Annotated in this window: 1 protein-coding gene; it reads left to right on the plus strand. The window is 66.6% G+C overall.

The annotated features are described in order from the left end of the window. A partial coding sequence (locus BJF87_RS23755) for an HNH endonuclease signature motif containing protein (RefSeq protein ID WP_075864040.1) occupies nt 1-1,166 on the plus strand: 1,166 nt, incomplete at both ends.

The following is a 1,166-nucleotide window of genomic DNA, read 5'->3' on the forward strand; positions in this document are numbered from 1 at the left end:
CAGTTGATCCAGACGGTCATCTCCCGCACCGACCTCATTTCCGACGCCGCGGTCATCGCGGACCTCGATACCGAGATCGAACGCATCCTGCGCACCAGGAAGGGCGCCTGGACCACACCGAAGCTGCGTGACATGGTCGATCGCCTCGTCTTCCGTCACGATCCTGACGCGGTACGGGAGCGGCGTCGTGAAGCGTTGGACAAGCGCGGTATGTGGACCGAGAACTTCACCGACGGCACCGGTGAGATCACCGGCGTGATGGCCGCGGAGAACATTCGCATCGCCGCGAAAGCAGTGAAAGCGCTCGCCGACACCGTCTGCGCCCACGACGGCCGCAACCGTAACCAGCGCAACTCCGATGCCATGTTCGCTCTGCTGACCGGCACCATCTTCGACTGCCAATGCCAGCGAGAGGACTGTGACGCCGAGATCCCCGACCCCGCCAAAGTGGTCCGGTCGGTGAGCACCGAGGTCGTCATCCACGTCGTCACCGACGCCGCCACCCTCGCCGGGGCACCAGGGATCGGTTGGGTCGACGGCGCCGGCGTCATCTCCGACGACCACGTCCGCGATCTCGCCGAACGGTCGGACTCCACCATCACACCCGTCACCCCGGTCCGCACACCACCGGCCCGCATCGTCGTCGAGGACGTCCCGTCGAAAGACGTCGTGATCGTCTACCCCGGTGCGCAAGCCGCCGACCCGTACCGGCCCACCACCGCGTGTGCTGACTTCGTGCGGGTGCGTGACGGCTATTGCACCGAACCCGGCTGCGGGTGTTCGGCTTTCGACTCCGATCTGGACCACGTCGCCGAGTACGACCACACCAATCCCGCCCAGGGTGGGGCCACATCGAGTGAGAACTTGAACGCCAAGTGCCGGTTCGGGCACCTGCACAAGACGTTCGGCGACTGGATCGACGTCCAGTACCGCGACGACGACGGCCACCTGGTCACCGAGTACCGCACGTCCGAGGGGTTCGTCATCCCCGGTGACGCCGAGAACCTCGAGGACTTCTTCCCGAACCTGCGTCGTATCCGCTACGAACAGCCACCCCAAGCCCCACCGACCCCACGGGTCATCACCGGGGACGACACCCCGCCCACCAGCAACCGGCTCGCGCACAAGCACGCACGCCGGCGGGCGGAGCGTGCCCGCAACCAGCG

This window comes from Gordonia sp. CNJ-863 (genome assembly GCF_001942325.1).
Taxonomy (GTDB): Bacteria; Actinomycetota; Actinomycetes; order Mycobacteriales; family Mycobacteriaceae; genus Gordonia; species Gordonia alkanivorans.